The sequence below is a fragment of the Microbacterium sp. PMB16 genome (genome assembly GCF_051294855.1).
GTDB lineage: Bacteria > Actinomycetota > Actinomycetes > Actinomycetales > Microbacteriaceae > Microbacterium.
This window is the reverse complement of the sequence record NZ_CP145908.1, coordinates 423,353-449,012: the sequence shown is the minus strand read 5'-3', so window position 1 is coordinate 449,012 and position 25,660 is coordinate 423,353. Positions and strand designations below refer to the sequence as shown.

Below are 25,660 nucleotides of genomic sequence, written 5' to 3'. Positions count from 1 at the left end.
GAAGGAGACACATGTCCACTCCCGTCACACCCGCGCGGAGCTCGGGAGAAGAGGCGTCGTTCAGCGACCGGAACGAGCTGAGCGTCCCGGAGCAGATGGTCCGCCGCACCGGCCAACATGTCGGCGGCTGGTTCCTCAGTCGGTACATCATCGGACAGCTCGGCATCTGGATCGCGGTGATGACCCCCGCCTCGGTGACGTTGGCCATCAGGGTCGGGACGCTCGACCCTGAGAACAAAGCTGCGTCGCTCTCGCTCATCGCGGGCATCGGCGCCATTGCCGCTCTCTTGGCCAATCCGATCGCCGGGCGCCTCAGCGATCGCAGCACCTCTCGGTTCGGGCAGCGTCGACCGTTCATCCTCGGCGGAATGCTCGTGGGCATCGGTTCGACGTTCGTCATCGGTTCTGCGACCAGCTTGCTTGTCGTCGGCATCGGATGGTTCGTCGCGCAGGCGGCTTTCAATACGGCGCTGTCGGCGATGTTCGCTGTCCTCCCTGAGCGGGTTCCGAGCCGGCTGCGTGGTCGCGTGTCTGCGTTCATGGGCTCGGGAAGCCAGATCGGCGCGGTCGGGGGCACCTTCCTCGTCCAAGTGACGGGCACCGACGGTGTCGGCATGTTCATCGCACCTGCAGCGTTCGGTCTGTTGCTGGTCGGCGTGTTCATTTTCGGCCTCAAGGAAGACCGACGGACGCGAGAGGAAGTCGGTCCTGTTCGCTTCCGGGACATTCCAGGAGCCATGTGGATCAACCCGCAGCAGCACCGCGACTTCGCGCTTGCGTGGATCAGTCGATTCCTGCTGTGGATCGCACTTGCACTTCTCACCACGTACAAGACGTACTACCTGTTGGACCACGTCGGCCTGCCCATGGAAGAGCTGCCGAGCGTTCTGTTCGTCGCGATGCTCATCCTCGCGAGTGCGATCTTCGTGTCCAGCATCGTTGCGGGATGGCTGAGCGACATCGTGAAGCGCCGCAAGCCATTCGTCCTGGTCGCTGCGGTCGTGTTCGCGTTGGCGATGGTCGTCATCGCGTTCTCCGACACTTTCGAGGGATTCCTTGTCGGCGTTGCGATCGCGGGCATCGGTCAGGGGGCCTACATGGGGGTGGACTATGCCCTGGTCTCTGAGCTCCTGCCCGATTCGGCGACAGAAGCGGCAAAAGGAATGGGCGTCTTCGCCCTGTCGGCGTCGGTGCCGCAGGCGATCTCACCCGTGATCGCACCGCTCCTTCTCGGTGTCGGTTCGGTGGCAGGTGATGCGAATTACGTGTCGCTGTACATTGGCGCGGCGGCGCTCGCTCTGCTCGCGGGTGTGGCAACGCTCTTCATCCGAAGAAGCCGCTGACACCGCCACGCGTAAAGCCACTCCCGCAGGCGATGTTGCCCCCACGGGTCGTGGTCCGGTCAGGCGAGCGCGTCGATGACTCTGCGGGTCTGCGCGTACGTGGCGTGCGGGTAGAGTGCGACGGCGGGGAGCTCCTTCAGGTGATCGGGGAGCAGTTCGGTGACGACGGCGACGGCGGGCTGGACGGCTGCGGTGACCTGAAGGGCGAACTCCCGCAGGTCCCCTTCGGCAAGACCTGCGTCGGCTTCGAGGCATCGGATGCTGTCGGCGTTGAAGGTGCCCAGGGTGTTCGCCCCGTTGACTGCGAAGGCGAGTTCGACGTTGTCGAAGACGACTGGGTCGTGGGCGAGGACTTGCTCTCGCTGCGTGAAAGGGAGTGAGCTGTTGAGGTCGTAGAAGGGGGCGAGCACGCTGCGACCGGGCACATGCGTGAGGGAAAAGTTTTTGGAGTGTCCGTCGTTGTGACCGATGATCCAGGAGAAGACGTGCAGCTTCGCGAAGCGCTCCTTGGCTCTCTTGGCGTCAGGGGCGCTGAGGTTGCGATCGAAGACGGTGAAGATGTCGCGGTAGCCGGGGCCACCGTCGACCTCGTACTTCTGAACGTGCGAGGTCCCGGTAGCTTGCGCGAGGTCTTCCTGGTGGAGTCGGCCGATAGTGCCGTTGTCGTCGAATCGGTCGAAGCGTTCTACGATGAGGACGTGCTCGCCGTCGAACTCGGCGATCACGGATGCGGCCGCGTCGATCCCGAGCAGGCGCGCGACCTGTAGGGTGATGTGCTCGGTGACGTCGGAGCCGGGCAGCCGCTGGATACCAGGCTTGAAGATGTGTGTCGAAGGCTGCCGCCCAGACGGCTCGAACCATCGGCCGTCGCGAAGAGCGAGCGCGAACTTCCCCTGAGCGCCACCGAGCGAGAACCCTTCTTCGACTGCGCGGTGTTGAAGCCAGTCGGAGTCGTCTCGACGGATCTGCCGGATCCGGTCGCCGATCTCCTTCTCGGTGAGCGGCGTCAGGCTCTGCTCCCGCCTGGGTGATGCGCTTGCGTGGTAGAACTCGAGCGCGCCGGCGACATCGGCGCCGTAGACGGAGAGCAAGTCGAAAGTGCTGTCGCTGGTCAGCTTCGCTTCCCGCGCCCAGCGTGAACGGACGTCAGCGCGGTCGGGCATGAGGTTGTCGAGGAAACGCTTGGTTTCGTCGTTACCGAACGGGGTCGTGACGACGGGGAGTGTCACGGAGATGGGGACGGGGCTGTCCGACTCGACGTACTCCGGCAGATAGCGCAACTGCAGGTTCTCGCCTCGCCGAGTGATCGTGGCGACGTGCGCGTCGTATAGGTGCACATCGAGGGTGCGGATCATTCGATACCCCTTGCGGCATCGTGGTCAGCGTCCGCTTGGGTCTCCGCGCTGGACGCGGAGCCGGCTCCCAGCGCTCGCGGCGGATTGACGAGAACGGAGCCTGGGATGGTGAGACGCTCGGTGAGTCCGCGGGAGGCTTCGCGGATGGAGGCGAGTGTAGCGGGGTCGAGGTTCGCCTCGATCTGCTTGAGAATGCCAGAGGTGTCGATCTTGGGTAGGAGTGAGGGGTCGATCTGGGGGAGCGAGCCAAGGATCTGCTTGTTGAGCTCTTCGAGCGTGCCCGAGCCGATCAGCGGTGTGATGCGTTTGGCGAGTGCGTCGGCCGCCGCCTGGGCGGCACCTTTCGCGACGACTCCGGCGGGAAAGGTGCGGCGCTCGGTGGTGGCGTCCAGGTGGATGCCGAGGTGGTCGAGGATGAGCAACACCGTATCGAAGGAGGTGCCCCCGTTGCCGCGTTCAAGGCGGGCGAGGGATTGACGGGTGATGCCGACGGCGTCGGCGACGTCCTGCTGGGTGAGGTTCCTCTGGACTCGGGCGTTCTTGACCAGGCGGGAGAGGTCTGATGGTGTCTGCAACCTCACATCGACCACCCCAACTCATGTTCGAAAAATAGCACCGTCGGATGTTGTGAGAAAAATATACCACGGGCCTTATGTGGGATAAATGCAACATCTGGTGGACAACCACTCCTCGGCGATCACCTACGTAGGCGAGCGCGTTTGCGGGTGATGAGTCGGTTGCGGATGGACAGGACGAGTACGACAGCGAGCAGGGCGTACAGACCGATGCTGAGCGGGCTGTGTACAAGTATCGAGAAGTCGCCGTTTGCACTCATGGCCGCGTCTCGGAGGCTTGTCTCGGCGAGCGGACCGAGGACCATGCCGATGATGAGGGGCGCGAGGGGGAAGTCGAGCGCTCGCATCAAGAAGCCGAGCAGTCCGACTCCGAGGAGGAGGAGCAGGTCGAACGCGGACCCGGACGTGGCGTAGATGCCGAGCGCGCAGAACACCGTGATGCCTGCATACAGGTAGGGCCGCGGAATGAGCAGCAGTTTCGCCCAGACCATCGCGAAGGGCAGGTTCAAGATGAGCAGAACGACCATCGCGATGAAGAAGCTTGCGAGCAGGGACCAGACGAGGTCGGGTGCGCGGTCGAACAGCAGCGGGCCCGGCTGAAGACCGTACTGGCGGAACGCCGCCAGCATGATGGCGGCCGTTGCTGAGATCGGCAGGCCGAGGGCGAGCAGTGCGCCCATCGCCATGCTCGTCGTCGAGTTGCCGGCGGCTTCTGGGGCAGCGAGGCCGCGGATCGCGCCGCGACCGAACTGCGGGAACTTCCGTCGGGCGTCGAGGCGCTTCTCCAAGCCGTACGCAAGGAACGTCGGGATCTCGGATCCTCCGGCAGGTATCACCCCGAACGGCAATCCAATCGCTGTGCCGCGCAACCATGCGGGCGTTGCCTCTTTCAGTTCGGCGCGGCTCAGCCACGGGCGGCCCGAGGGGGTGATCAGCTTCTTATCGGAGGTGTGCCGTTCCAGGCAGGCGACATAGATCACTTCGCCGAGAGCGAGCAACCCGACGGTGACCGTGACGAGCGAGACCCCGTCGAACAAGTTCGGCGAATCCATGGTGAACCGCGGTGCACCGGAGACGCCGTCGACGCCGATGACCGCGATGCCCAGCCCGATGAACAGTGCGGTGAGGCCCTTCGTGGCGTTGTCGGTGACGACGGTCGAAGTGGCGGCGAAGGCGAAGACGGCGAGGGCGAAGAACTCCGCCGGGCCGAAACGGCTCGAGAGGTCGGCGAGTGCGGGGGCGAGGAAGACGACGAAGATCGAGGCGATGAAGCCGCCCACGAACGCCCCGATCGCGGCTGTGGCGAGGGCTTGCGCCGCTCGACCGTTCAGGGCCATCTTGTGGCCTTCGAAAGTGGACGCGATGGCGGATGCCTGTCCCGGTGTGTTCATGAGAATGCCCATGGTGGAATCCCCGAACAGGCCACCGAAATAGACCCCCGCGAACATGATGAACGCGGCCGTGGGATCGAGGGAGAATGTCACCGGCAGGAGGAGCGCGACAGCCATCGAGGACCCGAGGCCGGGCAGCACGCCGACCGCCGTGCCGAGAACGCACCCGATGACGACCCACAGCAGGTTCGCCGGTGTCAGAGCGCCGAGGAAGCCTTCGCCGAGCAGTTGCAGAGCATCCATGTCAGAACCCCCCGAGAATGCCGGACGGGAGAGGCAGCCCGAGCATCATGTCGAATCCGATGTAGGCGAGCGAGCTGACGGTGAGTCCGACGGCAAGTGCCTGCAGTGGTTTAGTGGAACCGAAGCCGCGCGCGACGCACCAGAACAGAAGGCTGGCAGCGACCACCCAACCCAGGACGTCGAGGAGGAGCGCGAACGCGGCGAACGAGCCGACCACCCACGCCATCGACCTCACGTCCACGCGAACCGCCCGGCCCAGGGCGCTGTCGGTGTCGGCATCGGCTTCCCCTTCGGTGGTCGCGCTGTCCGATGCGGCGCGCACCCCTCGGACGGCAGGTACCACGAGGACGGCGGCGAAGGCGTAGAGCCCGGCGACGATGATCGCTGGGAAGAACTGGGGGCCGGGAAAGCCAGTGCCCTCGGGCACGCGCATGGTGAAGATCCCGACCAGCAGGTAGGTCGCGAAGGCCGAGATGATGAGCGGCATCGCGACAGCCTTGAGCAGCGCGGCGAAGCCAGGACCCGAGACGAGTCGGAGTCGGTCGCCCACGACGGCGGAGGCCGATGTGGGGTTGGGGGGAAAAGTCATAGTCCCATCTCCTCGTACAGGGCGCGGATGCGCGCTTCCTCGTCGTCGAGGAACGTCTTCAGCTCATCTCCGGTGATGATCCGCTCGGTCCAGTGGTATCGCTCGATCGCGTCCTGCCATTCGGGTGTCTCGACGCTCTCGAGGACGAGGTCCGTGAGGGCGTCGACATCCGCATCCTCGAGGCCCGAAGGGGCAGCGAGCATCCGCCAGTTCGTGAGGGATATGTCGTAGCCCTGCTCCGCGGCGGTGGGTACGTCGATTCCTTCGATGGGTTCGGCGGCGACGAGCGCGAGCGCGCGGAGCCGGCCGGCCTCGATCTGATCGATATTGTCGGGGTAGCCTCCGGCAGCCGCGCGGGCGGTGCCGTTGAGGAGAGCCTGAATGGCTTCGCCACCGCCGTCCGACGAGATGTAGGTCGTGTCGACCGGGTCGATTCCGGCCGCGAGCGCGAGGTCGGTCACCACGAGCTGATCGAAAGATCCACCTCCGGTCCACGGGATCGACTTCGGGTCCTGCTTCCACGCGTCGACGAGGTCGTCGAGGGTTTCATACGGTGAGTCGGCAGGGACGACGATGACGTCGTACTCTTCGACGACGACGGCGAGGGGAGTGACGTCGTCGAGCGTGGCGGAGGAGTCGAACTGGATGGTCGCTGCCAGCAGGCCGGTTCCGCCGACGAGGAGGTTGTTGGGTTGTCCGCTCAGAACGGAAACGTTGCCGAGTGCGATGGTGCCGCCGGCGCCCGGCATGTTCACGACCTGCACGTTGTTGATGAGGCCGTTCGCTTTCTGGGCCTGTTGAAGTTCGCGGGCGACGCCGTCCCAGCCGCCCCCTGCGGCTGCCGGCGCGACGATGGTCATCGAGGCGTTGATCTCTTGGCCGCTTGCGGCGGAAGTGATCGAACCGATGACGGCGATCGTGACGGCGGCAGCGGTGATCGCGCCTCCCGCGATGCGACCGATGAGAGTTCTCGTGGCAGCGCCCTGGCCGGGGGCGCCTTCCAAGCGATGCGTCATTGCTGCTCCATTCGCGCGGACATCGTCGTCTCCGCAAGATCGATCTAGGATTGCACCGCAGGTCACGGCCGACAGTGTCGAGCCGATTTGTTCTCATAAACATGCATGGAACGGATTCCCGGTACTCGGTTCTGGTCTGATCGCGAGGAGGCGAGCACGATGTCGTTCCGACGCCGTCACCGACTGATTCGACTCGCGCTGCTTCTCCTGCCATCGGCGATCACCCTGGCGTCGCTGACCGTCACTGTCGTCGTGGCGCTGTCCTTGCAGGAAAGCAGCATCCGTGAAGGCATCGCAGCCAGGGTGCAGTCGGTCGCGACGAGTATCGCGGGTCTGCCGGATGTGCGCGCCGCCGTGGAGGCGACGAAGAATGAAGGCACGCCCGCCGACCCCGCGGATGCCGCCGATCTGGCCGAGGCGACGGCGCGATTGCAGCCGATAGCCGAACTCGTGGCGCAGGCGGCGGACGTCTATTACGTCGTGATCACGGACGACGAGGGCGTGAGGATCACGCATCCGCTCGTCTCGGAACGGGGGGTGCGGGTGTCGACGACGAACCGATCGGTCCTCGACGGTACGCCGTTTCTCGGCACCGAGACAGGGCCGTCAGGTTCGTCGTTGCGTGCGAAGGTGCCTGTGCGCAGCGATGATGGCGATGTCATCGGGATGGTGGCCGTCGGCGTGCTCGAGTCGGATATCTCCGCGCAGCGCGCAGCAGCGCTCGCGGCGCTGCTGCCCTGGGCCGTCGGAGCGCTTATCGTCGGCACGTTGGCCAGCTCGTTGCTCACCGCGGCGGTCGAGAGGCGCTTTCGTCGACTCGACGGACTCGCGTCGGAGCATGCACAGATGCAGCGGACCACGGCCGCGCTGCGGGAGCAGTCGCACGAGTTCACCACTCGATTGCACGTGATCCACGGGTTGGTGTCGAGGGGCGATCCGAGTGAAGCGCTCGGCTATATCGAGGACCTCGCTCCCGTGACCGGGGCGAACCCCGATGCGGACGGATCAGCGACCGACGCTCCCGCTCTTCGCGAGGCGACCATGCATGCGATTCGGGCAGACCTGCTCAGCGTTGGAGCGCAAGTCGAGTTCGACATCGATCAGGAAGCGGCCTTCGACGATGAACTGGTGTCGGTGCTCGCGAATCTCTGTCGAAACGCCGGCGAAGCGGGTGCCACCCGGGTGCGGTGCGCTGTGCGGGATCACGGTGACCGCCTATCCGGGTCGGTCGACGACGATGGGCCCGGCGTCGATCCGCGCGCTGCGTCGCGAGTCTTCACGATGGGGTACTCGTCCAAGCCCGATCGTTCTGGATGGGGTCGGGGGGTGGGGCTGCATCTCGTGCGGCGCATCCTGACATCGCGCGATGGAACGATCGAAGTCGGATCGTCGTCGCTCGGTGGAGCGCGGTTCTCCTTCGAGATGGCGAGTTCGCGATGACGCACCCGATTCGAGTGCTCGTCGTCGATGACGATCGCGGTGCCCGCGCGCTGCACTGCGCCTTTGTCGCGGAGACGCCCGGGTTCGTCGTTGCGGGCACCGCCGCGACCGGAGAGGACGCGTCCACACAGGCAAAGGCCGGGTTCGACCTGATCCTCCTGGACATGCGGCTTCCGGATATCAGTGGTGTCGAAGTGCTGCACCGGCTGCGGACGCTCGGTCAAGCAGGCCCGGACGTGCTGGTCATCAGCTCGTCGCAAGACCAGACCACGGTACGGCAGGCGCTGTCCGCTCACGTCGTCGGCTATCTGCTGAAACCGTTCACGCAAGAGGCTCTTCGGGATCGGTTGGAGGATTACCGCTCGAAGCGTCAGACCGAGACCGATGCCGGCCGACAGCGCCCCTTCCTGCAGAGCGAGATCGATCGACTGCTCACGACCGGGGGAATCCGTACGGTCGACGACCGTGCGCGCCTCCCCGCGCAGTCTTCGCGGCCGCACGAGGATGAGCGCAGGTTGCCGAAAGGACTTGCCGAGCCGACGCTCAGTCGGATCGTCGAAGCGCTCGATTCCGTGATCGCGATGTCGGCACATGAGATCGCCGAGGTCTGCCACCTGTCGACCGCCACAGCCCACAGGTATCTGACCTACCTCGAGAAGGCGGGAGTCGTCGACCTCGCCCATCGCTATGGCAAGCGGGGACGACCACAGATGCTCTACCGGTTAGCGCCTTAGATGCGGGTGGTGTCACCGGGTTCGGGTGCAGCGGTTGATACCGTCGAGGGCATGATCGTGTTCGGAATCGCCCTCGCTCTCGGAGGACTCGTCCTCTTCTTCTCGTCGCTGGCGAAGACCCTGCGTGCGAACGCGGATGTCGCGATCCCGATGTGGACCAATGCCGCGGTTGTTCCGCCGGGGTCGATCGCGATGCGGTCACTGGGCGGTGGCCTCATCGTCTTCGGGGCGGTGGCGCTCATCGCGGGCGGCGGGTGGTGGTGGCTCGCGATGATCGTGGCGCTGAGCCCGAGCGTCGCCATGGTGCCGATCCTGACCCACAATCGCAAGGTCGCGCAGGAGTCGTAACGCGGCGAGGAGCCACGGTACCCGCGGGTCGCCTCCCCGGCACGCGCTTCGGAGATATCTCAGCGTGCGAAGGAGAGCGTCGCGATCGCCGACTGGATCGCCACGGCCGCGGCGCCGCGAGCCCACGCGGTGAATCCTGATTCGTCGACGTACAGCTCGATGCGATCAGCGCGGGGGTCGCGATCGGCCGAGATCGCCCGCCGGACGGCGGGCTCGGCGACCGAGAAGAGTCCGATGCCGTCGCCGGCGAGCACGGCGGCCGGCTGCATGGTCAGGTTGGCGGCGAGTGCGATGAATCGTCCGAGCGCCTCGCCCGCAGCATCCGCCACCGCTGTCGCCGCGGGGTCGCCGCCCGCAGCGAGCGCCAAGAACTCGTCGTAGTCGACGGGGCGTCGCAGGGCGCCCGAGATCTGGGCGCTGATCGAACCGGAGGTGAGCATCGCCTGCGCGCATCCACGGTGCCCGCGATCGCAGAGCGGGCCGTTCGTGGCGAGCGGGATGTGTCCGCCGAGGCCCACGCCGACCTCGCGCGTGCGCAGCACCTCGTTGTGCGCGACGAGCGCGTATCCGATTCCTTCTCCGATCGTGATCACCGAGAAGCCCGGGAGCCCGCGCCCCATGCCGAACCACCTCTCGGCCTCGGCGAGGGCGACGAGGTCGTTCTCGATCGCGACGGGAAGGCCGGTCGCCTCGGCGAGCATCGCCGCGAACGGGACATCATGCCAGTCGAGGAACGGGGCGAACTCCACGCTGCCGTCGTCGACGGAGCCGCCCAGGCTGACGCCGATGCCCCGCAGGTCGCCGTCGAAGTCGTCGATCGTGGCGCGGATGTCCGCGATGACCGTCGACGGGTCCGTGCCGGACAGGGGTCGTGTCGAGGACGCGACGAGAGCGGCGCGCACGTCGGTCATGACCGCGTGCACGGTGTCTCCGGTCAGCTTGATGCCGACGAAGAATCCTCGGTCGGGGGCGATGTCGAGCGGACGCGTCGGCCGACCGACCGAGCCGTCGACGACGTCGTCGAGTTCGATGAGGAGGCCGGTATCGAGAAACGGCTTCGCGAGCCGGGTGAGGCTCGCCGCCGACAGCCCGAGCCGGGTGGTGAGTGCCGACCGCGAGATCGGACCGTGGATCAGCACTGCCTCAGCGAGCGCTGTCTCGCTCTCTGTGAGCACGGCTACCTCCTCGTTGATTCCATTCTGGCACTAAATCAGCGCCGGAGGAGGACGTGGGGGAGTTGCGGATGCCTCTTGGCGTGGGTTTACTTTCGTGATAGAACTAATCCATGCAATTCAGCAACGAGGCTCTGCAGGAGAGCGTGATGGACGATTTCGAGTTTCTGGCCGCCCAGGATCGCGTGATCCACCTTCACCACGGCGGGACGAGCGTGGTCGTCGACCTCGAGTCCGAGCAGGTGCCCGTCATCGTCCACTGGGGCGAGGAGCTGCTCGACTCCAGTCCCGAGACCCTGCGGGGCATCGCCGTCGCCGCACGCCCGCAGCGAGTCTCGGGCGGATTCGATCGCACGGCGCGGCTGAGCGTGGTCGCGACGGAGGGGTCGGGGTGGCTGGGGACACCGACGATCGAGGGGCACCGTGCGGGCGCGGGCTTCAGCATCAAGCCCGAGATCATCGAGGTCGAGGCCGATGAGCACTCGGCTATCGTCGTGCTGGACGACTCGGAGGCCGGACTCCGCCTCCGATGGGAGATCGAGGTCGGCACCGGCGGGCTGCTGCATCAGCGCATGACCGTCAGAAATGCCGCGGAGAGCGACTACTCCCTCGATGCGCTCCATCTCGCCTTCCCCACGCCGTGGGACGCCACCGAGCTCCTCGATACGACCGGGCATCATCTTCGCGAACGCGCCGCACAGCGCCGCAGCTTCACGCTCGGAACCCACCTGCGGGAGAGCCGTCGTGGGCGACCCGGCGCCGACGCGACCGTGCTGCTGGCGGCCGGCCGGCCCGGCTTCGGGTTCGAATCCGGTCGGGTGCACGGCATCCACGTCGCCTGGAGCGGGAACCACCGGGTCCTCGCCGAGCGGGTCGTGAGCGGCGACGCCTTCCTCGCGGGCGGCGAGCTGTTCGCTCCCGGCGAGGTCGTCATCGCTGCCGGGTCCTCCGTTTCGACGCCCTGGGTCATCGGCTCGTGGGGAGACGGACTCAACCAGCTCTCCCAGCGCTTCCACACCGAGTGGCGCGACCGGCCGCAGCATCCGCAACGACCACGTCCGGTGACGCTGAACACGTGGGAGGCCGTCTACTTCGACCACGGCTTCCAGCGTCTGTCGGCGCTCGCGGATGCGGCAGCGGCTGTCGGGATCGAGCGATTCGTGCTCGACGACGGGTGGTTCACCGGTCGTCGCGACGACACGCGAGGACTCGGCGACTGGGAAGTCGATGCCGAGATCTGGCCCGCCGGGCTGCATCCCCTCGTCGGCAAGGTCTGCGATCTCGGAATGGAGTTCGGCCTGTGGGTCGAACCCGAGATGGTGAACCCCGACAGCGACCTCGCCCGCGCGCATCCCGACTGGATCCTCCGTGGCCGGACGTCGCTGCCGCATTCGGCACGGCAGCAGCAGGTGCTGGATCTCGCGAACCCGGATGCCTACCGGCACATCGCGGATCGGCTCCACGCCCTCCTGTCCGAGTACTCGATCTCCTACCTCAAGTGGGACCACAATCGCGATCTCGTCGATGCGGGCAGCGGGCCCGGGGGAGCACCGCGCGTGCGCGAGCACACCCTCGCCCTCTATCGCCTGCTGGATGAGCTCAAATCGAAGCATCCGGGTCTGGAGATCGAGAGCTGTGCATCGGGCGGTGCGCGAGTGGACCTCGGCATCCTCGACCGCATGGATCGCATCTGGACCAGCGACAGCCTCGACCCGATCGAGCGGCTCGAGAACCAGCGCTACACGGGACTCGTCGTCCCTCCCGAGATGATGGGCATGCACCTCACCAGCCCTGTCGTGCATTCGTCGGGGCGCGCGGTGTCGCTCGAGCTGAGCGCGGCCGTCGCCCTGCTCGGGCATTTCGGTGTCGAGTGGGATCTCACCTCGGCCGACGATGCGACGCGGGAGCGTGTCGCGGCATGGATCACCCTGGCCAAGAGGCTGCGTCCGTTGATCGCCGGCGGCACCGTCGTCCATGTGGATGGCGTCGAGCCCGGCATCGACGTGCGCGGGATCGTCGCGGCGGATGCCGAATCGGCGGTGTTCACGATCACCCAGGTCGCGACGAGCGCCGCGTACCCGGCCGGTCGCATCCGGTTCCCGGGGCTGCATCCGGCTCGCACCTACGAGCTCCGCATCCTTTCGCGTCCCGCCGATGACCCGGCTCAGTCGCCGCTCGCGTGGGCGGAGGAGCCGGTCACGATGACCGGTCGCGAACTGGGGAGCATCGGCGTTCGACCTCCCGTGCAGTTCCCTCAGCAGGCGACCGTCATCGAGTTCGTTTCACAGCACTGACCGATCAGCAGTTTTCACGCGCAAGGAGGCGCACACATGAGAATCAGACATCGACAGCAGGCCAGGGTGGTCGCGATGGCGGCCGCTCTCGGTACCGTCGTCGCGCTGGGCGGGTGCGCAGCGACGCCGAATGACGGCATCACCACGCTGAGCTTCTTCCAGTTCAAGGGCGAGGCACTCGAGGACTTCAACGCGATCATCGCCGACTTCGAAGCCGAGAACCCCGACATCCGGGTCGTGCAGAACCAGGTCGCGGACTCCGAGACCCTCATCCGCACGCTCCTCGTCAAGGACAAGGCGCCCGACGTCATCACCCTGAACGCGAACGGCGGATTCGGCGACCTCTCTCAGGCCGGAGTGTTCTATGACTTCTCGGCCGAACCGGTGCTGCAGACGATCAACCCCGCGGTCCAGGAGATCCTCGCCGAGCTCGGCACGAAGCCGGGAGAGGTCAACGGGCTCGGCTACGTCAACAACGCCAACGGCGTGATCTACAACCAGGACATCTTCGAGGAGCAGGGGCTCGAAGTGCCGGAGACCTGGGACGAGTTCATCGCCGTCTGCGATGAGCTCCAGGCGGCGGGGATCACGCCGTTCTACGGCACGCTCGCCGATTCGTGGACCGGGATGCCGTCGTGGAACGCGCTCGGCGCCTATGCCTCACAGGATGGGTTCTTCGACGACCTCCGGGCAGAGGGCGACGACGTCGGCCCCGACTCGGCCGTGTCGTTCGAGCAGGACTTCCCGGAGGTGATGGCTCAGCAGGCGGAACTCTTCTCCTACATGCAGGAGGGATATCGGGGCAGCACCTACGACGACGGGAACGCGGCTTTCGCGCGCGGTGAGTCGGCCATGCTGCTGCAGGGAATCTGGGCGCTCAACCCGGTGAAGGCCATCAACCCGGACATCAATGCCGCGATCTTCCCCTACCCGGCCGCGGACGATCCCGATGATCGACTGCTGGTGTCGGGCGTCGACGTCGTCGTCACGATGGCGAAGGACACCCCGCACCGTGAGGAGGCGCTCCGTTTCATCGAGTACCTGTTCGATGTCGGCGTGATCGAGGACTTCGCCGCATCCCAGAACATGATCCCCTCCGTGGAGGGTGCCGAGCTCAGTGATGACCCGGCTCTGCAATCCGTGAAGCCGTACTTCGACGACGGACGCATCACCGGTTTCATCGATCACCAGGTGCCGCCGAGCATCCCGCTGGTCGCGATCGTCCAGCAGTTCCTGTTCGACGGAGACGCGGATGCGGCGCTGTCGACCCTCGACAGCGAGTGGCGAAAAGTCGCCGCCCGCACCATCCCCGTGACGGGAGATCAAGAATGAGCACTCTCACCAGCGCCGTGCGCGCCACCACGGCGGGAACCGACAAGAAGAAGCGGGCGACTCGCGTCCGCACCTCGGGCTCGCGAGCCCTGCCGGCCTTCTACTGGATGGTCTGGCCCGCGGTCATCGCCTTCGCGGCGTTCCACACCATCCCGGTCATCGTGGGCATCTTCTTCAGCTTCACGAACTACGCGGGATACGGCGATTGGAACTTCGTCGGGATCTCCAACTACCTCAACCTCTTCAAGGACGACCGTGTCCTGAAGGCCTACGGGTTCTCGTTCCTGTTCGCCATCGTCGCGACGATCCTCACGAACGTGATCTCACTCTCGATCGCGATGGGGCTCAACGCCAAGATCCGCGCCCGGAACTTCTGGCGCGGCGTCTACTTCGTCCCCTACGTGCTGGCGATCCTCGTGATCGGCTACGTCTTCCAGTTCCTCTTCTCGAGTTCGCTGCCGAAGATCCTGTCGGGGATACCGCTCTTCCGGGACAACATCCTCACCAATCCCGACTGGGCGTGGACGGCCATCGTCGCACTCGCGGTCTGGCAGGCCTGTGCCTTCTCGATCATCATCTATCTCTCGGGCCTGCAGACGATCCCGAGCGAGCTCTACGAGGCCGCGTCGCTCGACGGCGCCTCGTCGTGGCGTCAGTTCGGATCGATCACCTTCCCGCTCATCAGCGCGTTCTTCACCATCAACGTCGTGCTGAGTCTCAAGGGCTTCCTGCAGGTGTTCGACCCGATCGTCGCCCTCACGAACGGAGGGCCGGGGACCTCGACCGAATCGGTCACCCTCCTGGTCTTCCGCGGTGGATTCTCCGGAGGAGAGTTCGCCTACCAGACCGCGAACGCCGTGATCTTCTTCATCGTGATCACGGTCGTCTCGCTCGTGCAGTTCCGGTTCCTTCAGCGCAGAGAGGCCGATATCTGATGACCACCGCAACCACGATCCTCGCCGAAGCCGAGGCGACGACACCGCGTCCTCGCTGGCGCGGGCGCCGCCCCGCCGAAGACGATGACACCCGCAAGACGAACTGGTGGGCGACCGCGCTCATCGCCGTCTGCTCGCTCACGGTTCTCATCCCGCTCTACCTCGCCGTCGCCGTCGCACTCAAGACCCCGGAGCAGCTGGCCGCGGGCAACGGCTTCGAATGGCCGAACCCGATCCGGTGGGAGAACTTCGCCGACGCCTGGCAGCGGACGGCGTTCCCGCAGGCGCTGCTCAACACGGCCATCATCACCGTCGGAGCCGTCGTGTTCACGCTGCTGACCAGTTCGGTCGTGGCCTATGCGCTGGCGCGCAACAGCCATCGCCCGTTCTTCAAGGGAGTGTTCTTCTACTTCCTCGCCGCCCTGTTCATCCCGTTCCCGATCATCATGCTGCCGCTCGTCAAGCAGACGTCGTTGCTCGGGCTCGACAACCAGGTCGGCATGATCGTGCTCTACACGATCTTCGGGATCTCGCTGAACGTCTTCATCTACAGCGCCTACATCCGCTCGATCCCGATCGAGCTCGAAGAGGCGGCGCGCGTCGACGGGGCATCCACCTGGCGGGTGTTCTGGCAGATCGTGTTCCCGCTGCTCATGCCGATGAACGCGACCGTCGGCATCCTCACCTGTGTCTGGGCGTGGAACGACTTCATCATGCCGCTCGTCGTCCTCACCGACCCCGGTGCGCGCACCATCCCTCTGGCGCAGTACGTGTTCCAGGGGCAGTACAACACCGATTACACGACCGCCTTCGCGTCGTATCTGATGGCGATGGCACCGCTGCTGGTCATCTATATCTTCTCGCAGCGGTGGGTCATCTCCGGAGTCACCCGGGGGTCGATCAAGTAGTCCGAACGTGTCCTTCACGCCAGTTCGTCGATACGCGGCGGGTCTGCCCCCGGCCGGGACACGGTGATCGCTGCGGCGCGTGCGCTGAACCGGAGGAGTTCGGCGAGTGAGCTGTCATCGATGCGGCGGAGCCTCTCACGAGCGTCGGCGGAGTCGAGCCCGAGTGCGACGAGGCCGTGGATGAGTGCGCTCATGAACGTGTCACCGGCCCCGACGGTGTCCACGACGTCCACTCGTTGCCCGCGGACACGGGTCACCCCGGCGCGCGACACCGCGAAGGCGCCCCTCGCGCCCGTCGTCACCACGATCACGGAGGGGCCCCGCAGCAGCCAGGACCGAGCGACTTCGAGCGGATCGACGTCGGGATGGAGCCAGGCGAGATCCTCGTCGCTGGCCTTGACGAGGTCGGCCAGGGCGACGAAGCGCTCGACGTCGACGACTGCCTGGGCGCGGTCGGGGAGGAGTGCCGGACGGACGTTGGGGTCGTAGGTGATCAGCGACGATGCACGCATCTCCAGAAGAAGGGCGCGTACCGCGGCTGCGCCGGGGGCGAGCAGTGCGGCGATGGATCCGGTGTGCACGATCCCGGCAGGGTCGGCGCGTGCGGCCGAGACGTCGGCCAGAGACCAGTCGATGTCTAACTCGTACCGCGCCGAACCCGCGTCGTCGAGGTACGCGGTCGCGGTCGCGGTTCGCGGCACGACGGACGCAGCGACCTCGACCTCCGCTTCTGCGAGCCAGGTGCGGATCTGAGCGCCATGCGGATCCGCGCCGAGCTGTGTCAGGAGCTGCGCTCTGTCACCGAGCCGGCCGAGCGCCAGGGCGACATTCGCCGGGCTCCCGCCGGGGCTCTCGTCGATGCGTCCATCCCCGCGATGGACCACATCGACGAGAGCTTCGCCGATGACGAGGACGGCACCGCTCATGAGCGTCCGGCCGGCGTCAGAAACGAGAGGACGGTGCGCGGCTCGACGATCCTCGGCGTGAGCCGGGCATTGAAGGCGGTCCCGGCTTCCGCACGCAGGTGCTCCTCGAACGCCTCCAGGTCCCGGTAGATCTCGAAGACGAGGAACCGATCCGGATCCTCGGTGCGGCGATACACCTCGAACGTCGTGTTGCCAGGTTCCGCCCGCACGGACGCCGCGTAGTCCTGAGCCAGGGTATCGACCTCGTCGGCCAGGCCGGGCCGCGCCGTGAACTCGGCAGAGACGACGACCTGTTCGTCGCTCATGCCTGCGTCGCGCCGGTCATGATCGCCACGGCATCCGTCATGCTGTGCGACTGCGGTGTGATGGTCGCGGCGCGCTTGCCCAGACGCTGGATGTGGATGCGGTCGGCGACCTGGAACACGTGCGGCATGTTGTGCGAGATCAGGATGACGGGCACGCCGCTGCTGCGCAGGTTCTCGATGAGCTCGAGCACCTGGTTCGATTCGCGCACGCCGAGGGCGGCCGTCGGCTCGTCGAGCACGACGACCTTCGAGCCGAAGGCCGCGGCCCGTGCGACCGCGACGGCCTGGCGCTGACCTCCGGAGAGGTTCTCGACCGACACCGTCACATCCTGGAGCGTGGAGATCCCGAGCTTCATCACCTGATCGCGGGCATCCTGACGCATCCCGGCGGTGTCGAGCGCGCGGAAGACGGAACCCAGGATGCCGGGCTTGCGGCGCTCGCGTCCGAGGTACAGGTTGGAGGCGACGTCGAGGGCGGGGGAGACGGCGAGAGTCTGGTAGACGGTCTCGATGCCCGCGTTGCGAGCATCCTGGGGTCCCTTGAAGTGGACCTCCTGGCCGTCGAGCAGCAGTTGCCCGTCGTCGGGGATGTAGGCGCCCGTGAGGCACTTGATGAGTGTCGACTTGCCGGCGCCGTTGTCGCCGATGACCGCGAGGACCTCGCCGGCGTGGAGCTGCAGGCTCACGCCGTCCAGTCCCACCACACGACCGAAGGTCTTCACGAGGCGCTTCGCCTCGAGGACGGGCACACCGGTGGGTACCGGTGCGAGGGAGGGGGCTTCAGCTGCGTTGGTCACTTGCGTACCTTTCGAATCCACTGGTCGATGGCGACCGCGACGATGACGAGGATGCCGATGGCGAGGGTCTGGTAGAGGCCGTCGACGCCGGCGAGGAAGAGTCCGTTGCGGAACACTCCGACGATGATCGCTCCGAGCAGCGTTCCCCAGATGATTCCGCGACCACCGAAGAGCGAGGTGCCGCCGATCACGACGGCGGTGATGGAGTCGAGGTTGAGGTCGGTTCCGGCGTTGGGACTGGCGGCGCCGGAGCGTCCGATTTGGATCCAGGCCGCGACGGCGAGGATGGCGCCGGCGGCGATGTAGACGCTGAACAGCACCCTCTTCGTCGAGATCCCGGCGAGGCGAGCGGCGTCTTCGTCGTCGCCGACAGCGTAGACGTGGCGGCCCCAGGCCGTGCGGCCGAGGATGTAGGCGACGAGCGCGTAGAGCGCGAGCATGATGAGCACGCCGACGGTGAGGCGGACGTCGCCGAGAGGCAGCGCCGTCGACGTCCACGTGAGCATCTCCGGCATGTCCGACTTCCGGATGGTCTGGCCGCCGCTGTACAGCAGGGTCAAGGCGATGAACACGTTGAATGTTCCGAGCGTCGCGATGAACGGCGGCAGCTTGACCCGCGTGACGAGCAGGCCGTTGAGGGCACCTGCCGCGAGGGCGGCCAGAAGGCCGGCGAGCAGGGCGATGGGTGCCGGGAGGCCGTTGTTCGCCGCGGTCTGCGCCATCACCATCGATGTGCCGATCATCAGCGCTCCGACCGACAGGTCGATACCGGCGGTGAGGATGATCAGGGTCTGCGCGATCGCGACGGTTCCGACCACCGAGACCTGGTCGAGGACGAGCGACAGGTTCGCCGCGGCGAAGAAGCGGGGGTTGATGGTGCCGAACACGATGATCGCGACGACGAGCACCACGGCGGGACTGATGGCCGGGTAGCGGTGGAGGATGCCGCGGAGGCGGTCGACCGGCGTGCGATGGTCGAGGAACTCCGCCGCGAGATCCAGGGAGGATGTGGGGGCTGATTGCGTCACGATGCCATTTCCAATGTTCGGTGCGAGGGTCGCCGCGGGCAGGCGATCTGCCCGCGGCGACCGCGGGTTGCTTACTCGCCGCCCCAGCAGATGCCGGAGGCCTCGGCGGTGTCGATCGACTTCACGCCGTCGACGGGCTGGTCGGTCACGAGCTCGACGCCCGTGTTGAAGAAGTCCAGCCCCTCGGAGTTCTCGGGCTTGGTGCCGTCCGTGACGAGGTCGACGATGGCCTGGACGCCCAGCTCGGCCATCTTCACCGGGTACTGCTGACTCGTCGCGTCGATGATCCCGTCCTCGACCTGACCGACACCGGCGCAGCCGCCGTCGACCGAGAGGATCAGGACGTCGTCCTTGTCTTTGCCTGCGGCCTCGAGGGCCTGGTAGGCGCCGTACGCGGCGGGCTCGTTGATCGTGTAGACGACGTTGATGTCGGGGTTCTTGGCGAGCAGGTTCTCCATCGCGGTGCGGCCGCCGTCTTCGGCGCCCTGCGAGGCCTCGTTGCCGACGATCGTGTAGTCGCCGCCCTTGCCTCCCGTGTACGAGCCCTCGGACTCTTCGTCGCCGTTGACCTGCTCGTCGCCGAGCTCGATGCCGAGCCCGTCGAGGAAGCCCTGGTCGCGGTTGTAGTCGACGCTCACCGCCTTGTCGTCGAACAGATCGACGAGGCCGATGACCGCTTCTTCGCCGTCGAGCTTCTCGGCCGTCCACTGGCCGATGTACTGGCCGGCGAGGTAGTTGTCGGTCGCGAAGGTGATGTCGACGGCGTCGGCGGGGTCGGGTGTCGTGTCGAGAGCGATCACGAAGATGCCGGCGTCGCGGGCCTTCTCGATCGCGTCGAGGACGGCGGGACCGTTGGGCGTGATCAGGATGCCCTTGTCGCCCTTGGAGATCGCGGCCTCGATGGCCTGGATCTGCGTGTCCTCGTCGCCGTCTTCCTTGCCCGCGGCCAGGGTGAGTGTGACGCCGTCCTTCTCGGCGGCGGCCTTCGCGCCGTCCTGCATCGCGACGAAGAACGGGTTGGAGTTGGTCTTCACGATGAGCGAGACACCGATCGTGTCATCCGAGGAGCCGCCGCCCGGTGTGGTGCCGCCGGAACATCCGGTGAGCGTCAGCGCGAGACCGGCGGACACCGAAACCGCGGCGAGAAGCGCGCGGTTGAATCGTGGGGTGAGCTTCGTCATTGAGTTCCCTTTCGGCCTTCGTCGCCCTGTTGACAACGATGTCAAAGGCAGTTCTACTCGATCGCTGAAGTAGAGTCAAGTCACCCTTCAGGAAATGAGACTCAAGCGTGACAACGATGTCGACATCTGCTGCGCAAAGGCCCCGAGCGACCATGAAGCATGTCGCCGCACTCGCCGGCGTCGGCGTGAAGACCGTGTCGCGCGTCATCAACGACGAGCCGAACGTGACGGAAGCCACCGCCGAACGCGTGTGGAACGCGGTTCGCGAGCTCGACTACCAGCTCGACCTCCAGGCGGGCAGCCTCCGGCGGGCGGACGGACGCACCCGCACGCTCGGCCTTCTGGTCGGCAGCGTGGACAACCCGTTCGCCGGCGCCATCCACCGGGCGGTCGAAGACATCGCCGCCGCCCGCGGGGTCGCCGTCTTCGCCTCGAGCATGGACGACGATGCCGGACGGGAGTCCGAGGCGGTCCGGGCCTTCCTGCAGCGACGCGTGGACGGGCTGATCCTGACCACGGCCAGCGATCACCCCGAGTATCTCGCGCTCCTCCGGGACCGCGGTCTGCCCGTCGTCTATGTCGACCGCGAGCCGATGGAAGCCGACGTCGACACCGTCGCGAGTGACAACCGCGCCGGTGCGGCCGCGGCCACGGCTCATCTCATCGCGCACGGCCACCGGCGCATCGCGCTGCTCGCCGACCGCCTCGATCTGGTCACGGCTCGCCAGCGCCACCAGGGCTACCTCGATGCCCATGCGGAGGCGGGGATTCCTGTGCCCGAAGACCTGATCGTCGCGGGCCTGCACGATGCGAAGGATGCCAACGCGGCGCTCGGTCAGCTCCTCTCGTCGAACGAGCCGCCCACTGCTGCCTTCAGCGCGCAGAACCTCATCACCATCGGCGCGCTGCACGCCCTCCGCGACGCCGGACGGGCGCGCACCACAGCGCTCGTCGGCTTCGACGACGTCGCCCTCGCCGACCTCATGGATCCCGGTGTCACGGTGGTCGCACAAGATCCGCAGCGCATCGGGACGTACGCGGCGGAGCGGGTGTTCGCGCGCCTCGGCGGCGACGATGAAGCGCCGGTGCGCACGGTCGTCCCGGTGACTCTCGTGCAGCGAGGCAGCGGAGAGATCGCCCCCCACGGCCGCGGCTGAAGCGACGGCCGTGCACGCTGTTCCGGTCTGGGGTCAGTCGAAGACCGGGCTGAGGAAGCGCCGCTCGTAACGGCGGATGCACTGGGTTCTGCGTGCCAGGTCGAACGCGTCGATGCACTCGGGATCGGTCTTCGAGGCGGTCCGGTAGACCTCGTACTCGGCGAGCGAGGGGAACGTGAACAGCGCGAACGCTTCGTCGCTGTCGCCCTCACTCGGCAGGAAGTAGCCGTGGTGGGTTCCGCCGTGCTTCGCGACCAGTCGGATCCACGTGCGGCCGTACTCGGTGAAGTCGTCGAGCTTGTCGGGGTCGATCTCGTAGCGCAGGTGAACTGTGATCATGTCGTTCATCCTCCCAGTTCGGTCCGCGCACTCGATTCCTGCCGTGGATGTCTCGAGGGCGTAGATTGCATTGCGTGGAGCTCTCCGACATCCTCGCCGTCATCGGTCTCGTCCTTCTCGCGCTCGGGGGTGGGACGTTCTGGTCGTTCTCGACCGGCGTGATGCCGGGCCTGGCACGCACCGACGACGAGACCTTCGTGACCGCGATGACATCGATCAACCGTGCAGTGATGAACCCGCTGTTCCTGCTGCCGATCTTCGTGCCGCCGGTGCTGCTCGTGGGGGCCGGGCTCATCGATCTGACCGGTGCACGCGGCTGGCTGCTCGTCGCGGCGGGTGTCGTCTTCTTCGTCGGGGCGATCCTCGTGACCGCCGGTGGCAATGTCCCGCTGAACAACGCGCTCGACAGTGCCGCGTCGTCGGCCGCTGCGGCTCGGTCCGCCTTCGAAGGGCGCTGGAACCTGTTGAACGGCCTGCGCTCGCTGGCGTCGGTCGTGGCGTTGGTGCTGGGCGTCCTGGCGCTCGTGCTCTGAGTGCTCTCGTGGTAGTCGCCTGCCGCGGACGCCGATTCGATGTCAGCGGCGGGGCGGTCGCGCAGGCCGAGGTGCTCGCAGGGTCTGGACCAGAATGGGGCAGTTGGAGCACCGAGGTTGGGAGTCGCTGCAGCGCACGGAACCACGGCGATCGGGGACGTGCTTTCCGCGCGGAAGGTTGTCGCCTCTCGTCCAGGCCCACACGGCTCCGCCGCCGAGCATGAGACCTGCGGTGACGTAGCCGGCGAAGCACGCCGCGAATCCCCACTGTCCGAGTGTGACCCAGTGCCACGCGACGAGCGCCGAACCGCAGCTCGTGATCAGCGAGGCTGCCAGCGAGGGGAAAAAGACAGCGGGTCCGGTTCGGGAGGAGTCATTCCACGCCACCGCAGTCGGGAACATCACGATCATTCCCCCGACCAGCGCGATGATGATACCCGCGGACAGGTAGAGGACGAAGAATGGAAGGGTGCCGTCTTCTCTCGCGGCGAACCCGACGACGACGACGGCGGCGCCGGCCAGGATGAGCGAGCCGCCGAAGCCGGCAGTGCCTCGCCGGATGGCAGTCACACCCACGGCCACTGCCGCGACGGCGAGCCCGGCTAGTGCGTTCCCGAAGAACACCTGACCGCGGAGCAACACTTCCGCGGCAGTGCCCGCCACGGCCAGCCCGATCGCCAAGAACCCGATGCCGATTCCCCGGCGCCTTCCCAGCAGCACGAGGAAAGCCAGTGCGGCCAGGAAGGTCGTCTGCAGAAGGAAGAACAACGCGTGTGCGGTGTTGCCGCGGAGCATCTCGCGGATCATCAATCCCGCGCCACCGCAAGTCAGCGCCACGATCGTCATGCCGAGTGTGGTGACGCCGGAGCGGAAGGCGACCACCCGCAGTCGATGGATCATCGTGTGCTGGGCAGCCCGCTCCCGTGCAAAGGTGATCGCGAATGCTGTCAGCACCATCCACGTGGCGGCGAACACGAACGAGGTCGATCCCACGTCGGGAGAATCGAGCACGACCAGCAGTACGACGATCCCTCCGTGTGCGCTGCCGACCACGACGAGCGACAACGTCGCACGGCGTTCGAACTCCTCCGAAGAACACCGTTCCCAGGTCAGCACGACGTTGACGACCACGAAGGCGATCGAGAACAGCATGAGCAGCAGGAACGCTATGACGGCGAAGATGTGCACCCCCTGCCACCAGCCCGCAAGGGCCTGGAAGGCGGCGAGCAGCGAAGCGAGCGTGCCACCGACCCATGCCAGCTTCGCCAGGTCGAACGGTGGCGACTTGCGAGGGTCGCGCCCCTGGGCGTTCTCGCGGACATTCTTCTTCTTACCCATGCGATTCCTCCAGCCTGAGGATCCGCACGGGAGGCTCATCCGCGAGATATCCTGTTGGCATACTTTCTAGCACGCTGCGACATTTATGGATACCTCCCTGGTGCAGTTGGATGAAGAAAGTCTGACGGAGTCGCATCCGGCTTGACTGCTGTTGCCGACAGGTCCATAGTGAGAGGGTGACTCAGGCCGTACAGGGGGAAAACATTGTCGCGCTTGCTGAGGGGTTCCGTCAGACAATTCTGGGATCCCCCGCCGCGTGGCAGGGTCTTGAACTCGGTCCACTCATCGTGGTCGTGCGCGACAACGACGGACTCTGGCGGCCCGACTACCTGGCGCGTGCACGCGACGTGCTCCGCCTGGTGCTGCGAGCGGCGGTGTGGGCGCGCGATCTCGTCTTCTACAAGAACGCCGACATCGACGATGCAGTTCGCGAGGTCGGCCTCCGCTGGGGGGTGGAGTCCTTCCCTGCGCATCACACCGGCGCTGAGGCGCGACGGGTGCTCCGTTGGGCAGATGCCTTAGCGGCTGACTCGAGCGTCATTGCGGTGCTCCACACCTGGATCGCAGACACCGCCGTCGGACCAGGTGTCGAGAGTGCATCTGACCTGGCGTCACCGAGCTGGCCGATCGCTCGACCGGAAGAGTGGCCACCGATCGGGTCGGGCGAGCAGCGGCAGCTCGTGCATTCGGCCATGCAGAGTCTCGGCGCTCACCCCCTCCTCCGTCATGGCGAAGCAGAAATGCTCGAAGTGCTTCGTCGGCGCGTAGCGGAACTGCACATGAGGTACCTCGGCGAGGATCCGCGAACCAACACGCGCTTCTTCCATCTCCGCCATCAGGTCATCCGCGCGTGGTTCAACCGCGATCTCCTCGATCTCCACGGAGCGCCGGCGGCGACCGGTGAGGGAGACGAGCTCACGGGCCCGGCAGCAGCGGTGGCGCGCTCGCAGGCCGCCATCGCGGCGATGCTGTTTCACGACACGGTCATCAATTGGAACCAGGACGCGATATCGGCCATCGTCGAAGGCCGGTATGCCTGGCGCATCGCGCTCGGCGAGTTCGAACCTCTTGAGCAGCTCGTGCGTCGGCGTCGGCACCGCAGCTCGACGGGGCCGCCGTCCCTGCTGCGCCCTGCGCGCGGGATGTTCGAGGAACCCGCATTCGTCTTGAATACTTCACCGACCGCTCGGGAACTGCTCCGCCGTGCCGAAGAGTTTCGCGCTAGCCGAGACCGTCCTCACCTGGCCCGCTACCTCGCTCTCCGGCAGGACGTGAAATGGGAGCGGAGCAGCTACGAGGATCGTCGGGTCGTCCTGCTCGCCGATCAGCAGGTGCACCTCGCCGCGGTGGGAGTGGCGAGTAGACGCGACGTCCAGCAGTTGGACCGCTTTCTCGGTCAGTCTGCGACACTTCGGCCCCCGTATGCCGAGTTCATCCCGCGGGATCGATCGCTGTCGAACAGCAAGCGCGGGGCCATCGAGTCTGCACTCGATGGCGGGAGGAAGGGCATGCAGAGTCTCCGCGAGAACGCACCTGCCTCGCCGCTCGTCTCGGCGAAGCGCGCCGAGACCGAAACCGAGCATCAACTCGCCCTCGCGATCGCCGGTACCCTCGCGAAAGTGCTCGAGAAGCTCCTGGCGGACTATTCCGCTCCCGCCGCCCGTCACGAGGGACGCCACCGCCTCGTGGAGTGGGTGAGCGCGGCGGACTATTGGTCGAACCTCGCACTCGAGCTCCTGCAGCGCATGGAGGATGAGGGGTGGCTGCAGACGGAGCGGCTGCAGGAGGGCTACCTTGCCGACAGGCGATGGCGATCGCAGACCCGCATCATCCGGCATCGTGTTCTCTGCGCGGTGTTCTCGCTCAGCAACATGGAAGCGCTGCAGGGAGGCGGCACCGATCTGCGGGATCGGATCGGAATCGATCGGGAGGCGCTCTCATCTGCGTACCTGGAGATGGTGCAGGTCCAGGAAGTGGCCGCCGCGCAGCCCCTTCTGATCACTCAGCTTGCACTCTGGCATGGATTCCTGATGTCGAATGAGATCCCGTTCGAGCCAGACCTGATGAGCGTCGGTCTGCGCCGCTACGACTACCTGACATCTTCTGAACTGCGGCCGCGAGCATCCGAGTCGACGATCGGTTTCGACTCGGAACGTCGGATGCTCGCAGCCGCCAGATTGATCGACGCTGATTGGGACTCGGGAGTGCTCGAGCGGATCCCGGCGCAATCGACGGCATGGATCGCGCTGGATCTGAGCAGCAACGGCGCCTATTCGGAATGGCGGCACGCGACGGCGGGGCTGCGGCGTGCGGCCAGGGGCGAGGAGTGAGCGAGTGTTGCGCTGTTAGCACGTCTCTCCAGCTTCGCAAGGCACTGTTCG

Annotated in this window: 24 protein-coding genes; 11 read left to right on the top strand and 13 right to left on the bottom strand. The window is 66.3% G+C overall.

The features are described from left to right. Positions 1 to 11 precede the first annotated feature (11 nt). Positions 12 to 1,343, top strand: a complete 1,332-nt coding sequence (locus V5D55_RS02325) for an MFS transporter (protein WP_435747260.1) — start codon at positions 12 to 14, stop codon at positions 1,341 to 1,343. 59 nt (positions 1,344 to 1,402) lie between these two features. On the opposite strand, the gene V5D55_RS02320 is transcribed toward V5D55_RS02325, so the two are convergent. From V5D55_RS02320 to V5D55_RS02300, 5 genes are all read right to left on the bottom strand, one after another. Next, entirely contained in the window at positions 1,403 to 2,698 is a 1,296-nt protein-coding gene (locus V5D55_RS02320; protein ID WP_435747258.1) for a HipA domain-containing protein, read from the bottom strand. Then, entirely contained in the window at positions 2,695 to 3,273 is a 579-nt protein-coding gene (locus tag V5D55_RS02315) for a helix-turn-helix transcriptional regulator (RefSeq protein WP_435747256.1), read from the bottom strand. Before V5D55_RS02315 ends, V5D55_RS02320 begins: the two co-directional genes overlap by 4 nt. A 122-nt stretch (positions 3,274 to 3,395) precedes the next feature. Then, a complete protein-coding gene (locus V5D55_RS02310) occupies positions 3,396 to 4,907 on the bottom strand; it encodes a tripartite tricarboxylate transporter permease (RefSeq protein ID WP_435747254.1) in 1,512 nt (503 codons plus the stop codon). Between the two features lies 1 nt (position 4,908). Continuing rightward, on the bottom strand, positions 4,909 to 5,496 hold the full coding sequence (locus V5D55_RS02305; protein WP_435747252.1) for a tripartite tricarboxylate transporter TctB family protein: 588 nt from the start codon (positions 5,494 to 5,496) through the stop codon (positions 4,909 to 4,911). After that, positions 5,493 to 6,512 carry a tripartite tricarboxylate transporter substrate binding protein gene (locus tag V5D55_RS02300; RefSeq protein ID WP_435747250.1) on the bottom strand — a complete coding sequence of 340 codons (1,020 nt, stop codon included), beginning with the start codon at positions 6,510 to 6,512 and terminating at the stop codon, positions 5,493 to 5,495. Before V5D55_RS02300 ends, V5D55_RS02305 begins: the two co-directional genes overlap by 4 nt. A 159-nt stretch (positions 6,513 to 6,671) precedes the next feature. Between V5D55_RS02300 and V5D55_RS02295 the strand changes: the two genes are divergently transcribed. The 3 genes from V5D55_RS02295 to V5D55_RS02285 are packed head-to-tail and all read left to right on the top strand — an operon-like array spanning position 6,672 to position 9,034. Next, positions 6,672 to 7,952 carry an ATP-binding protein gene (locus V5D55_RS02295; protein WP_435747248.1) on the top strand — a complete coding sequence of 427 codons (1,281 nt, stop codon included), beginning with the start codon at positions 6,672 to 6,674 and terminating at the stop codon, positions 7,950 to 7,952. After that, complete coding sequence (locus tag V5D55_RS02290) at positions 7,949 to 8,686, top strand: response regulator (RefSeq protein WP_435747246.1); 738 nt, start codon at positions 7,949 to 7,951, stop codon at positions 8,684 to 8,686. The genes V5D55_RS02295 and V5D55_RS02290 overlap by 4 nt, the downstream gene beginning before the upstream one ends. A gap of 51 nt (positions 8,687 to 8,737) precedes the next feature. Then, the gene (locus tag V5D55_RS02285) at positions 8,738 to 9,034 is read left to right on the top strand and encodes a hypothetical protein (protein ID WP_435747244.1); all 297 of its coding nucleotides are present in this window, start codon (positions 8,738 to 8,740) and stop codon (positions 9,032 to 9,034) included. A gap of 59 nt (positions 9,035 to 9,093) precedes the next feature. Here the strand turns inward: V5D55_RS02285 and V5D55_RS02280 are convergent, their stop codons facing one another. Continuing rightward, entirely contained in the window at positions 9,094 to 10,209 is a 1,116-nt protein-coding gene (locus tag V5D55_RS02280; protein WP_435747242.1) for an ROK family protein, read from the bottom strand. 110 nt (positions 10,210 to 10,319) lie between these two features. Between V5D55_RS02280 and V5D55_RS02275 the strand changes: the two genes are divergently transcribed. From V5D55_RS02275 to V5D55_RS02260, 4 genes are read left to right on the top strand one after another with little or no spacing between them, the layout of a single operon-like run. Then, positions 10,320 to 12,500 carry an alpha-galactosidase gene (locus V5D55_RS02275; RefSeq protein ID WP_435747240.1) on the top strand — a complete coding sequence of 727 codons (2,181 nt, stop codon included), beginning with the start codon at positions 10,320 to 10,322 and terminating at the stop codon, positions 12,498 to 12,500. A gap of 36 nt (positions 12,501 to 12,536) precedes the next feature. Continuing rightward, positions 12,537 to 13,832: an ABC transporter substrate-binding protein gene (locus tag V5D55_RS02270; RefSeq protein WP_435747238.1), complete on the top strand. Its 1,296-nt coding sequence runs from the start codon at positions 12,537 to 12,539 to the stop codon at positions 13,830 to 13,832. Further along, positions 13,829 to 14,767, top strand: coding sequence for a carbohydrate ABC transporter permease (locus V5D55_RS02265; protein ID WP_435747236.1), 939 nt, complete (start codon positions 13,829 to 13,831; stop codon positions 14,765 to 14,767). The genes V5D55_RS02270 and V5D55_RS02265 overlap by 4 nt, the downstream gene beginning before the upstream one ends. Further along, complete coding sequence (locus V5D55_RS02260) at positions 14,767 to 15,675, top strand: carbohydrate ABC transporter permease (RefSeq protein WP_435747234.1); 909 nt, start codon at positions 14,767 to 14,769, stop codon at positions 15,673 to 15,675. The genes V5D55_RS02265 and V5D55_RS02260 overlap by 1 nt, the downstream gene beginning before the upstream one ends. 14 nt (positions 15,676 to 15,689) lie before the next feature. Here the strand turns inward: V5D55_RS02260 and V5D55_RS02255 are convergent, their stop codons facing one another. The 5 genes from V5D55_RS02255 to V5D55_RS02235 all read right to left on the bottom strand — a co-directional run bounded on the left by V5D55_RS02255 (position 15,690) and on the right by V5D55_RS02235 (position 19,912). After that, complete coding sequence (locus V5D55_RS02255) at positions 15,690 to 16,601, bottom strand: carbohydrate kinase family protein (RefSeq protein WP_435747232.1); 912 nt, start codon at positions 16,599 to 16,601, stop codon at positions 15,690 to 15,692. After that, on the bottom strand, positions 16,598 to 16,906 hold the full coding sequence (locus tag V5D55_RS02250) for a putative quinol monooxygenase (protein ID WP_435747230.1): 309 nt from the start codon (positions 16,904 to 16,906) through the stop codon (positions 16,598 to 16,600). The genes V5D55_RS02255 and V5D55_RS02250 overlap by 4 nt, the downstream gene beginning before the upstream one ends. After that, on the bottom strand, positions 16,903 to 17,703 hold the full coding sequence (locus tag V5D55_RS02245) for an ATP-binding cassette domain-containing protein (RefSeq protein WP_435747228.1): 801 nt from the start codon (positions 17,701 to 17,703) through the stop codon (positions 16,903 to 16,905). Before V5D55_RS02245 ends, V5D55_RS02250 begins: the two co-directional genes overlap by 4 nt. Further along, a complete protein-coding gene (locus V5D55_RS02240; protein ID WP_435747226.1) occupies positions 17,700 to 18,731 on the bottom strand; it encodes an ABC transporter permease in 1,032 nt (343 codons plus the stop codon). Before V5D55_RS02240 ends, V5D55_RS02245 begins: the two co-directional genes overlap by 4 nt. Positions 18,732 to 18,802: 71 nt before the next feature. Then, a complete protein-coding gene (locus tag V5D55_RS02235) occupies positions 18,803 to 19,912 on the bottom strand; it encodes a substrate-binding domain-containing protein (protein WP_435747224.1) in 1,110 nt (369 codons plus the stop codon). Between the two features lie 152 nt (positions 19,913 to 20,064). Between V5D55_RS02235 and V5D55_RS02230 the strand changes: the two genes are divergently transcribed. Further along, a complete protein-coding gene (locus tag V5D55_RS02230; RefSeq protein ID WP_435747222.1) occupies positions 20,065 to 21,069 on the top strand; it encodes a LacI family DNA-binding transcriptional regulator in 1,005 nt (334 codons plus the stop codon). Between the two features lie 33 nt (positions 21,070 to 21,102). On the opposite strand, the gene V5D55_RS02225 is transcribed toward V5D55_RS02230, so the two are convergent. Then, complete coding sequence (locus tag V5D55_RS02225; RefSeq protein ID WP_435747220.1) at positions 21,103 to 21,408, bottom strand: NIPSNAP family protein; 306 nt, start codon at positions 21,406 to 21,408, stop codon at positions 21,103 to 21,105. Positions 21,409 to 21,482: 74 nt separating this feature from the next. Here V5D55_RS02225 and V5D55_RS02220 point away from each other — a divergent pair, with 74 nt between their 5' ends. Continuing rightward, positions 21,483 to 21,941: a DUF1772 domain-containing protein gene (locus tag V5D55_RS02220; RefSeq protein WP_435747218.1), complete on the top strand. Its 459-nt coding sequence runs from the start codon at positions 21,483 to 21,485 to the stop codon at positions 21,939 to 21,941. 42 nt (positions 21,942 to 21,983) lie between these two features. On the opposite strand, the gene V5D55_RS02215 is transcribed toward V5D55_RS02220, so the two are convergent. Then, positions 21,984 to 23,279, bottom strand: a complete 1,296-nt coding sequence (locus tag V5D55_RS02215) for a hypothetical protein (protein WP_435747216.1) — start codon at positions 23,277 to 23,279, stop codon at positions 21,984 to 21,986. A 293-nt stretch (positions 23,280 to 23,572) separates the two neighbouring features. Between V5D55_RS02215 and V5D55_RS02210 the strand changes: the two genes are divergently transcribed. Further along, entirely contained in the window at positions 23,573 to 25,609 is a 2,037-nt protein-coding gene (locus V5D55_RS02210) for a hypothetical protein (protein ID WP_435747214.1), read from the top strand. Positions 25,610 to 25,660: the final 51 nt, after the last annotated feature.